Source organism: Gordonia sp. (in: high G+C Gram-positive bacteria) (genome assembly GCF_052106715.1).
Lineage (GTDB): Bacteria > Actinomycetota > Actinomycetes > Mycobacteriales > Mycobacteriaceae > Gordonia.
In genome coordinates this window covers 32,184-41,897 of sequence record NZ_JBQEDL010000005.1, presented here as the reverse complement: position 1 = coordinate 41,897, position 9,714 = coordinate 32,184, and the positions used below count along the sequence as shown (strand labels likewise).

Genomic DNA, 9,714 nt, shown 5'->3' with positions numbered 1-9,714 from the left:
TGAGGGTCTCGACTCCGCTCGACCAGCGTGAGGGTCTCGACTCCGCTCGACCAGCGTGAGGGTCTCGACTCCGCTCGACCAGCAGCGGGGCACGTCAGGTGGCGATGCTGAACTGCTTGATCTTGCGATAGATCGTCGCGCGAGACAGGCCGAGGGACTCGGCGGCCGCGCGCTTGTTGTAGTCGTTCTCGGTAAGGGCGCGGACGATCGCGTCCCGCTCAAGTGCCTCGATCTGGGAGAGGGTGTGGCGACCGAAGGTCCGGCAGACCGGCGGTAGCTGGTCGACGTCGACGACGCCGGTTCGCTGCTTGCGGACCACTGTCAACAGCGTGTTGCGGAGTTCGGCGACGTTGCCCGGCCAGCCGTACTTCGCGAGCTGTCGCATCGCGGCGGGGGATAGCCGCAGTTCGTCGCCGCGGGTGATCCGCCGCAGCAGCAGCGGAACGAGATCCTGCAGATCCTCGATGCGATAGCGCAGAGCCGGAATCGTCACAGTGCGCACGAAGATCGGTAGGAGGACTGTGTCCAGGGTGGTGTCGCCGTCGCCCAGATCGGCCGTCATGCCGAGCCATCCATTGTCCACGCAGCCCGATACGAGATCGGCGATCTGCTCGACAGTCGCCGGATCGAGGGTGTCGATGTCGCGCAGGATGATGTTGAAACCGTCGTGATCGAGTTCGTCGGCCAGATCGGCGAGGCCTGCGCCGGCGAGTGATTCGGGTCCGAACACTCGAACGTGTCCGGGGCGGTGTGCTTCGGCAGCAGCCTTGAGCGCCGAACACCGACCCGTGCCCTTCTCTCCGGAGGCGACCGCCCACTGCGACGTCTCCAACGCGCGGAGCAGGTCGATGCACGCCTGCCGCCAGACGGAACTGCGGCCGGCGAGGCCCGGCAGTGAGGCAGGCGTTCGACGCGAAGTCGGTGTCGACGCAGCCGCGGACTCGACGATGTGGACCGTGAACAACGCCGCAGACGCGAGAGACTCCACAGCGTCGACACGCGTGATGCGGACAGTTGTACCGCTCGGCAATTCGTCTGCCGCAGAACGCTTTCCGGTGCTTGCGCAGTCTACGGCATGCTCGATCATCGCGGCCTGATCGGACGATTCGACGGTGCGACGCAGCCGCTGATTCATCAGAACCAGGTCGTCGCTGACCGCAAGCACCATGGTGCCCGCATGGCGACGGCACGCGATGTTGTACGCGTGCAGCAACGACGACGCGACCGTTCCCGACATCTCCAGGAGTCGGTCCTCGATCTGCTTCGCGGCCGACAGCGCGAGCGTCATCATCAACGCGCCGCCGTGCTCGATCCGCCCGGTGAGGTCGATGACCCCGAGCATTCGGCCCGACATCGCGTCGACCACCGGAACGCCCGCGCAGGCGAGGCCGACGAGCGACTCGCGGTAATGTTCGGCGCCCACGACGAGCGTCGGTTTGCGCGTCTCCAGCGTCGTGCCGATGCCGTTGGTCCCGACAAAGCTCTCGGCGTAACTGAACCCCGGCGCCAGGCGCACCGTGTCGAGATCGCGTCCCAGCCGACCGATCGCGCCCGCTCTGCTGAGCACCACTCCGTCACTGGAGGTGAGGATCGCGCTGACCGGCTCGGACTCCAGGCCTTCGGCCAGACGCTGCATGATCGGACGTGCAGCCGCCACCAGCGGACTGTCCAATTCGGGTTCCCGTACGAACGGCAGGTCGATCGGATCAGCGCAGATGTCCATCGCCATCGACCGTCGCCACGAGTTCGAGATGGACTCCCGAACGCCGTCGGTCGCGGTCGCGTCGGTGAGGAACCGGTGACGCACTTCAATCAGATCGTCGTGAGGCATACTTCTCTCTTCTCAGAGGTCGGGCCGGGGCCTCCTGCCTCTAGACTATGACGTGGCTCACTGTCTGTGCGTCTCAACTTGAGACTACTTGCAGATGCAAGTTGAGCGAGCGAGGCGAGTGGGGGGACTCGCTTCGCTCGCCCAACCGACTACATGGCGACAGGCTCAGATCTTCAGTTCACCCATCTCCGACCAGTCGGAACCGTCGATCTCGCGGCTGATGATGCGCGGGGTCTCCTTCAGGGCCGGCCGCATCGCATCGAGGCCGTCCTTGAAGTGCTGAGAATTGACGTGGGCGCTGCCTGCGTCGCCGTCGGCGAAGGCCTCGATCAGGGCGAACTCAGACGGATCCTCGGCGCTGCGGAACCAGTCGAACCACAGATTGCCCGGTTCGCTCCGCGTCGCCTCCGTGAACTCGCGCGTGCGATCGAGCCACCCGTCGACCTGCTCGTCGGCCACCTTGAATCTGACCACGATGAAGATCATCGTCTGCTCCCTTGCTCAGTAGATGTTCGACGGTCGGATCATACCCTCGGCGAGGTCTCCGAAACCGGGAGCTTCGATGGCGCCGGGATGGCCCATGACCTCTTCGACCACCGCGGTCTCAGTGGTGAGCAGTAGTGCCGCGATCGACGCCGCGCTCTCGAGAGCGGCCCGAGTGACGTTCGTCGGGTCCATGATCCCGTCCTCGAACATATCCGCATAGCTGCCGGTCAGCGCGTTGAATCCGTGACCGGACGGCAGTTCGGCGACGACGTCGATCACGGCGTCGCCGTCGTAGCCCGCATTCAACGCGATCCACCGCAACGGCTCGGGAAGGGCCGCCCGGACCACGGCGACGCCGACACCTTCGTCATCGTCGAGGGTGAGGGAGTCCAACACGCGATGCGACTGTGCCAGCGCGGTACCGCCGCCTGCGACGACGCCGGAGGCGACCGCGGCCTCGGTGGCGGCGAGCGCGTCCTCGACGCGGAGCATGCGCTCTTTGAGTTCGACGCTCGTGTAGCCGCCCACCCGGATCACCGCGACGCGGCCCGTCAGGCGTGCGATCCGCAGATCCAAGCTGTCGCGGTCGGCGTCGATACGGGCCCGCTCGCGTTGCGCCCGCAGTTGTGCGACGCGCGCGTCGATCAGCGACTGCTCGCCGGTCGCGCCGACGATCGTCGTCGACCCCTCGGTGACGGTGACGCGGCTGCAGCGGCCGAGATGCTCACCGGTCACCTCCGACAGTTCGAGACCGGTGTCCTTGGCGATGACGTGCCCGCCCAGTGCGACGGCGAGATCCTCGAGTTCGGCGACGCGACGGTGCCCGAAACCGGGTGCGCGGACGACCACCGAACGCATGTGGTTGTGCATGTTGCCGCCGACGAGGAACTGGAGCGCCGGACCGTCCACGTCCTCGGCCAGTACCAGCAGCGGACGGTCGGCGCGCTTGGCCGACTCGACTGAGGGCATGATGTCCTGGACCGACGTGATCTTCTTGTTGGTCAACAAGATCACCGGATCGTCGAGGACTGCTTCCATCCGCTCGTGGTCGGTGACCATGTAGCCCGAGATGTAGCCGTGGTCGAACTCGATGCCGTCGACGACGTCGACGGTGAGCCCCGGTGTGTCGCCCTCCTCAGTGGTGATGACGCCGGAGTCGCCCGCGTAGACGACGGCGTCGGCGATCGCCGCGCCGATCACATCGTCGTCGCTGGCGGCCAGTGCCGCGACCCGCAGGAGGTCGTCGCGCTCACTGATCTCCACCGACTGGCTGCCCAACGATTCGAGGACCAACTCGACGGCGCGCTCGATGCCGCGTCGGACCCGCATCGGGTTGGTGCCAGCTTCGACGGCGCGCATGCCCTCTCGGACCATAGCCTGCGCGAGGACGGTGGCCGTCGTGGTGCCGTCGCCGACGACACCGTTGGTCTTCATCGCCACCTCCTTCACCAACTGGGCGCCCATGTTGGCGAACGGTTCGCGCAACTGGATCTCGCGAGCGATGGTCACGCCGTCATTGGTGATGGTCGGGGGACCGGTGAGCTTCTCCAGGACGGCGTTGCGTCCCTTCGGGCCGAGCGTCACTTTGACGGCATCGGCGAGCGCATCGACCCCGCGCTCGAGGAGGACTCGTGCATCGGCGTTGTACCGCAGTTCTTTAGCCATGATCGGGAGGCCTTTCGGTCGAAGAGGGAGAGTGAATCAGGGGATGAGGATGGCGCGGCCTCGTACCTTGCCCGCGTCCAGGTCGGCGAGTGCGGTGGCGAAATCGTCGAGGGCATACGTGCTGGTGTGCAGCGAGACCTTGCCTTGTGCGGCGAGAGTCATCAGTTCGCCGAGGTCGTTGTACGACCCGACGAGGTTGCCGATGAAGTTGATCTCCGTCGAGATGATGTCGATGGTCGGGATGTCGATGTTCTCGCCGTACCCGACCACGTAGTAGTTGCCCGCCGGACGGAGCATCGCAACGCCCTCCTTGGTCGCGCCGCCCTCGCCGACGAAGTCGAGGACCGCTTCGGCTCCGTGCCCGCCCGTCATCTCGAGGATCCTCTCGACGTGCGAGCCGTCGGCGACGATGCCGTGGTGGGCGCCGACGTCCAGTGCCAGCTTCACCGCATCCGGGTTGCGATCGACAACGACGATCGTGACGCCGCAGATCGCGTTCAACACCTGGATGCCGATGTGTCCGAGACCGCCTGCGCCGATCACCACACACGTCTCGCCCGGCCGAGTGTCCCGGGCGACCTTCGCGGCAGCGTGATAAGCGGTCAGGCCTGCGTCGGCCAGCGCAGCCACATCGGCGGGCTCGAGCGAGTCGTCGAGTTTGACGACGCTACGTGCTGTGGTCTTCAGGTACTCGGCATAGCCTCCGTCGGTGTCGATGCCCGGGAACGCGTTGTTCTCACAGTGGACGTCGTCGCCCGCGCGGCAGGCGCGGCACAGGCCGCATGTGATGAGCGGATGCAGGATCACCTTGTCGCCGACGGCGACGTTGGTGACCGCCGAACCCACCGCGTCCACCCAGCCCGCGTTCTCGTGGCCGATCGTGTAGGGGAGCGTGACATTCGACTTCGCCTCCCACTGACCTTCGAGCACGTGCAGGTCGGTGCGGCACACGCCTGCGCCGCCGATCCGCACGATCACGTCCAATGGGCCGTCGATCTCCGGTTTGGGAATATCGGTCATCTCCATCGGCTGGTGATAGCCGACGACGCGAACTGCTCTCATGACTGCTGCTCCTGTGCGCTGTGGCGAGTGTCGGTGACGAGCGGGCCGGACGTCCCGTCGCAGTCGTCATCGGAGTACCGGGTGGCGAGGACACCGCGGCACCAGTGGCCGTTGCCTTCTATCGAGATCCGGACCGACCGCGCGAACCGCAGTTTGACCGGAACCTCGTCGTCGGGAATCGGGTGCCCGTGATCGTCGACGAGCACACGACTGTTCGGGCACGCCGACAGGCCGATCGAGACACGCCTACGGAGCAACGCCGACTTGAATCTGCCGGACGGCAGATCGCGGAGCAGGACGCGGCCGACGCTCTCGTTGGTCGCGCCACCGTCCCGGATGAGGGCGGTCAGACTGCGTTCGAGCGCGGCCGTGTGGGCCTTGCGCATGAACGTCAGACGGAGCTCGTCGAGATCCTGATCCGCTTCGTCGCCGAACGTACCGCGATAGCCGGCGTGCGCGGCGAGACCCGCATTGATCTTGTCGCTGTCGTGGTGGTCGTCGAGCATCACCCGGACCACACCGATGTCGTCGATCGCTTCGAGTGCGTCGAGGGAGTCCGACGCCATCAGGTAGGCGAAGTTGGGCGAGCAGAACGACGTCGGCAGTCGCAGATGCACTTCGACGCCGATGTCGTCGATCGCGATGGACCGCACGAAATGCAGGTCGGTGATCGGCTCGTCGAGTTCGGGATCGATGACGGTGTCCAGCGCCGCCATGATCTGTGCCTCGAGGGAGTCGACGCGCGTCGGCCGTTCGTGAAGAGTCGTCATCGTCGACCCCTATGCGTTTGCGCCGACGGGAGCCGGCGCACCGACCGGAGTCTCCCGATCGGCAGGCGGCTTGACCTGCAGCTCGTCGGGGACCTGGATGTGCGGGTACAGGTTCGCGGCATTGAGGCCGAGGACCTTGCGCTTCTGGTCCATCGTGAGCGGCGCGTACTCGGTCATGTCCTCCGGGATCTGGAAGTCGACGAAGCGCTCGATGAGCCAGCGCGGCGTCCACAATGCGTAGTCGCTGGAGAAGATGATCTTGTCCTCGCCGATCCAGTACATGAGCTCGCCCATCATCTGCGCGAAGTAGCGGGGGCGAGTGTGGATGAACGGCATTGCGACGGCCATCCCGCCGTACACGTTGGTCTCCTGGGTCGCGATCCAACAGAAGTCTTCGAGGCGAGGCAGGCCGATGTGCTCGATGACGAAGTTCAGGTCGAGATAGTCGGTCGCCACCTTGTCGACGTCGCCGACGTCGAAGGCGTCCTTGTCGAGCGGCCGGATGGTCGGTCCCTTGTGGACGTGCACGTTGGTGATCCCGAGGTCCTGGCACACGTCCAGGTATTTGCGCGACCACATGTCGTCGAGCTTGTAGCCGCGGGATTGGCCGTGCCATTCCGCCGTGTACAGCTTGACGCCGGTGAAGCCGTATTTCTTGTGCGCCTCACGCATCGCGGTGATGCCGTCCTCGCCGTCGCGCGGGTCGTACGCGTAGTTGTGAGTGAGCTTGCCCGGATTCGCTTCTACGAGGTCCTGCGTCTCGCGGAATTGAGAGAAGTTGTGATTGTAGAAGTCCCGCAGCAGCGTGGTCTGGAAGATCGCGTGGTCGACGTATCCGTCGGTGAAGAGGTCCTTCATCAGACGTTCGCCGCCGTAGTAGGTGTACGTCTCGTAGTCCCACTTCTCCGACTCCGGGCTCAGATTCCGGTGGTAGTCGTAGAAGCAGTCGATGAACTGCTTGCCGTGAATGTTCTTCAGATTCTCTGGTCGGGCGTCCCACAGGTGCACGTGCGCATCGACGATGAAGAACTTCTCGCCATCCTTCTCATACATGACAGACTCACTCTCACTTGGGCTGAAACAGCGGCTGATCGTTTCTCGGCCCGCCTCGCACACGCTAATACCGGGAACTGATGGTGGCCCCGCCGGGAGCCGAGTGAATTCTCGGCTCCCGGCGGGGAGTCTCTAGGACATCGCGGTCAAATCGAATCCGATGAATTCGGCGGCCTCTTCGGGGCTGGCGAACAGCATCGTCTTCTCGTCGAGGTGGACCATGCGTCCGTAGTGGGTTGACGAGATCTCTTCGAAGACCGATCCGTCGAACTCCTGACCGAGAGCGTCGGTGAGCTCGTCGTAGTCGAATTCGAGGCGACCCGAGCCGTCGACGCGGATCATCGACGGATACTCGGTCAGTTCGACTCCGTCCTTGTCGCCCATCACTTCGGCGACGACTCGACCGATCGGGGTGTTCATCAGGGTGACGCCGCACATGTTCGAGAACTCTGTGGCGGATCCGAATTCCATGCTCACTTGGTCAACTCCTCTGGGACTGGGACCTCGATGGACTCGAGGACCTCGGTGAACTTCGCTTTCGCGTTGTCGAGGCTGGTCGCGAATGTGACCGACTGCTCGGCAGGCTGCGACCAGATCGGCTGCAGCGCGTTGGCCGCGTCCAGGCAGCGGGGCACCCACTCGGCCATCCATTCGGCGAACTGTGCGCGGTTGCTCTCGCCGAACTCCTCATCGCGCGAGAGCATCCGGAACAGGTTGCGGGTGTAGCCGAGATCGCGGGAGTAGTCGTGCTCTCCGGTGCCCACGATGGTCGGAGTGATGTAGTCGCCGTTGCGGGCGGACACCTGCATCACCAGTTCTGTGCGGAACAACGATCCGACGAGCTGCTCGAAGACGATGTTGGTGACGAACAGGAGCTTGCACCAGTCGCCGATAGCCGTGAGACGTTCGACGGCCTCCCGCGTCGGCTGCCACTCCGGAGCATTGCGCCAGACGTCGACGTGGGCGCCACCGTCGAAGGCGTCGACCTCGTCGTCGAGATCAAGGTTGAACAGCGCGAGGTCCTGGGCGGACCGCATCTTGTGCGCAGCGTTCACCGCGACCGCGGTATTGATCATGTTGGTGGGGCCCGACCGCTGGATCGAGGCGAACACGTGCAGCGCCAGACCGTTCTCGGCATGCATCCACGCACCGAGATTGCGCTCTATGAAGCGCAGCCACGGTCGGTTCCAACCCTGGTAGGCGTGTGCGCGTTTAGCGTTCGACAGGCACAACTCCACTTGGTGGACCACCGCGGAGTTGTTGCGGAAGATGGTCTGCTCCCACTCCTCGTTCGGGTCGAGGAAGGCGTGCCAGTTGCTCGACTTCGCGGACGTCCACTCCTGCGGGTAGCCGCCGGGGCCGTCGCCGAAGCCGTAGATCCAGCCCTGGGTCAGATACCTCGCGGGATCGGGCTGCACGTCGACGGTGACGTCTTCGTACATCGTCGCGCGCTTCTTCGCGGGCTCGAAGTAGCTGTACTTGCGGCTGCGGGAGCTCGGGAACTCCAGAGCGCCTGCCTCGGCATCGGTGAACTCGATGCTCGGGAAGCTGCGCTTGGGTGCTGCTGGTGCGGACATACCTTTCGTTCCTGTCGTCGGGCCAGTCGTCGGTGGCGGCTGGCTGATGGTCGGTCGGCCTCGGCGGGGTTACGCCGGGGGCTCAGTCGAACGCGGGGCTGGTGAACTTGTCGTAGAAGACCTGATCCTGGGGAACCGCCATGGCGTCGGCGAGCGCGAGCGCTGCGTCGACCATGGGCGGGGGACCGCACAGATACACCTCCGTCCTTCGCAACTCGGTTTCGGCCTGCTCGACGACGTCGGTGACGTTCCCGTGTGCGACGGTGACTCCGTCGGGCGGATCGTCCATCGATTCGGACAGGCAGGCGGTGAATGTGAAGTCCGGCAGCTGTGCGCCGAGCCGGGCGATCTCGTCCAGATAGAAGAGGTCGCCGGCGGTGCGCGCCCCGTAGTAGAAGCGGATCGGGCGGGTCAGGCCGGTCTCGGCGGCGTGCCGGAGCAGGGCGAGGACCGGGGCCATGCCTGCGCCGCCGCCCATCAGGACGATCGGCAGCACGTGCCCGTCCTTGATCGTGAACGAGCCGTACGGTCCGGTGATCTGCAGTTCGTGGCCTGCTTCGAGTCCTTCGTCGAGGAGGCCGGCGAACAGGCCGCCCGGATACTTCTTGATCAGGAACTCGAGTTGCTTCGGGTTCGACGGCGTCGTGGCCAGCGAGAACGAGCGCGTGGTGTCGTCGTGGCCGGGAATCTTGATGTCGCAGAACTGGCCCGCCTTGAACTCGAAGGTCTCAGGCTCGGTCAGATCGAGTTTGAGCGAGACGATGTCGCCGGTCATCGGTTCGACAGCGGTGACCCGGGTCGTGATGTCTTGGATGGGGGCGCCGCCGAGGAGTTCGTCCTCGTCGAAGTTGAGGAGTTCGATCTCGCAGTCGTCGTACGCCCACGTCTTGCACAAGAGCACGTAGCCCTCGTCGGCCTCGGCGTCGTTGCAAGCGAACGTCGAATGCCCGTCCATCTGGACGTCGCCGTCGAGGACGTACGACTTGCAGGCCGAACAGCGTCCCTCGCGGCAGCCGTGCATCAGGTGAATTCCCTGGCGGAATGCTGCGTCGAGGATCGTCTCGTCTTCGGTGACCTCCATCTCGATGTCGACGGGGACGAAGGTGACGCGGTGGGTGTCGCTCACGGGGTTTCTCCTGGGTATCGGGGGTCTCGACTTCGCTCGACCGGCGTGGGGCGCGCTGCTAGGCGGGCGTGGGGCGTGCTGCTCGGCCGGCGTGGGGCGCGCTGCTAGACGGGCGTGGGGCGCGCTGCTCGGCCGGCGTGGGTC

General features: G+C 65.2%; 9 protein-coding genes. All 9 read right to left on the bottom strand.

The features are described 5' to 3' along the window. Window positions 1-94: 94 nt before the first annotated feature. A complete protein-coding gene (locus ACTIMF_RS03950; RefSeq protein WP_442348975.1) occupies window positions 95-1,831 on the bottom strand; it encodes a sigma-54-dependent Fis family transcriptional regulator in 1,737 nt (578 codons plus the stop codon). A 165-nt stretch (window positions 1,832-1,996) separates the two neighbouring features. Continuing rightward, a complete protein-coding gene (locus ACTIMF_RS03945) occupies window positions 1,997-2,317 on the bottom strand; it encodes a putative quinol monooxygenase (RefSeq protein WP_442348974.1) in 321 nt (106 codons plus the stop codon). Window positions 2,318-2,332: 15 nt separating this feature from the next. Continuing rightward, on the bottom strand, window positions 2,333-3,982 hold the full coding sequence (gene groL, locus ACTIMF_RS03940; RefSeq protein ID WP_442348973.1) for a chaperonin GroEL: 1,650 nt from the start codon (window positions 3,980-3,982) through the stop codon (window positions 2,333-2,335). 36 nt (window positions 3,983-4,018) lie between these two features. Then, window positions 4,019-5,044 (bottom strand): NAD(P)-dependent alcohol dehydrogenase, encoded by a 1,026-nt coding sequence (locus ACTIMF_RS03935; protein ID WP_442348972.1) that lies wholly within the window; start codon window positions 5,042-5,044, stop codon window positions 4,019-4,021. Beyond that, window positions 5,041-5,814: an iron-sulfur cluster assembly protein gene (locus ACTIMF_RS03930; protein WP_442348971.1), complete on the bottom strand. Its 774-nt coding sequence runs from the start codon at window positions 5,812-5,814 to the stop codon at window positions 5,041-5,043. Before ACTIMF_RS03930 ends, ACTIMF_RS03935 begins: the two co-directional genes overlap by 4 nt. A 9-nt stretch (window positions 5,815-5,823) precedes the next feature. Further along, window positions 5,824-6,867: an amidohydrolase family protein gene (locus ACTIMF_RS03925; RefSeq protein WP_442348970.1), complete on the bottom strand. Its 1,044-nt coding sequence runs from the start codon at window positions 6,865-6,867 to the stop codon at window positions 5,824-5,826. A 132-nt stretch (window positions 6,868-6,999) separates the two neighbouring features. After that, window positions 7,000-7,344: a propane 2-monooxygenase effector subunit MimD gene (mimD, locus tag ACTIMF_RS03920; RefSeq protein WP_442348969.1), complete on the bottom strand. Its 345-nt coding sequence runs from the start codon at window positions 7,342-7,344 to the stop codon at window positions 7,000-7,002. Beyond that, entirely contained in the window at window positions 7,341-8,444 is a 1,104-nt protein-coding gene (locus ACTIMF_RS03915; RefSeq protein WP_442348968.1) for an aromatic/alkene monooxygenase hydroxylase subunit beta, read from the bottom strand. Before ACTIMF_RS03915 ends, mimD begins: the two co-directional genes overlap by 4 nt. 82 nt (window positions 8,445-8,526) lie before the next feature. Next, a complete protein-coding gene (locus tag ACTIMF_RS03910; protein WP_442348967.1) occupies window positions 8,527-9,570 on the bottom strand; it encodes a 2Fe-2S iron-sulfur cluster-binding protein in 1,044 nt (347 codons plus the stop codon). Window positions 9,571-9,714 lie beyond the last annotated feature (144 nt).

Excerpts from the sequence above, each read along its gene's own strand:
- ACTIMF_RS03950 (WP_442348975.1), bottom strand. The coding sequence starts at position 1,831 with ATGCCTCACGACGATCTGATTGAAGTGCGTCACCGGTTCCTCACCGAC.
- ACTIMF_RS03945 (WP_442348974.1), bottom strand. The coding sequence starts at position 2,317 with ATGATCTTCATCGTGGTCAGATTCAAGGTGGCCGACGAGCAGGTCGAC.
- groL (WP_442348973.1), bottom strand. The coding sequence starts at position 3,982 with ATGGCTAAAGAACTGCGGTACAACGCCGATGCACGAGTCCTCCTCGAG.
- ACTIMF_RS03935 (WP_442348972.1), bottom strand. The coding sequence starts at position 5,044 with ATGAGAGCAGTTCGCGTCGTCGGCTATCACCAGCCGATGGAGATGACC.
- ACTIMF_RS03930 (WP_442348971.1), bottom strand. The coding sequence starts at position 5,814 with ATGACGACTCTTCACGAACGGCCGACGCGCGTCGACTCCCTCGAGGCA.
- ACTIMF_RS03925 (WP_442348970.1), bottom strand. The coding sequence starts at position 6,867 with ATGTATGAGAAGGATGGCGAGAAGTTCTTCATCGTCGATGCGCACGTG.
- ACTIMF_RS03915 (WP_442348968.1), bottom strand. The coding sequence starts at position 8,444 with ATGTCCGCACCAGCAGCACCCAAGCGCAGCTTCCCGAGCATCGAGTTC.